The 399-nt window shown below is 57.1% G+C and carries 1 protein-coding gene; it reads left to right on the top strand.

All coding sequences use genetic code 11. The features are described 5' to 3' along the window. Positions 1 to 188 precede the first annotated feature (188 nt). The coding region (locus KZZ06_RS20140; protein WP_219581769.1) for a hypothetical protein at positions 189 to 399 on the top strand (211 nt) is incomplete at its 3' end.

The following is a 399-nucleotide window of genomic DNA, read 5'->3' on the forward strand; positions in this document are numbered from 1 at the left end:
GAACGTCGCTAGAATTGACAGGGTAAATTCATAAAAATTTTGCTGATGTGCCGAAAATAACGGGCGATCACCATGTTGAAGTCACAGCAAAGATTGCTCAGTTCGTAAGCGCTGTCATGTCAGATATACGATCGTTTCCCCGACGATCCGGCGGGGCGGATCGCTAGTCGCTCGAAACAACCCCGGTTGTGTCGGAAAAACGTGTCGGCTTTTCTATTGGCGGGCAAACGCCGGTTTGGCACGATCCCGACATGCGCGTCGGCTTCGCGCGCATCTCCGCCGTCGACCTGGTCCTTCCGCGCAGCCCTCAGCGGATCATCTCGACCACGACACCAGCTGCCTCGGCGATCGTCGACCAGCGCCGCTCCGCGCAAGAGGCGCTGATCAAGCTACAAGTCG

The sequence above is a fragment of the Sulfitobacter sp. CW3 genome (assembly GCF_019392245.1).
GTDB lineage: Bacteria > Pseudomonadota > Alphaproteobacteria > Rhodobacterales > Rhodobacteraceae > Sulfitobacter.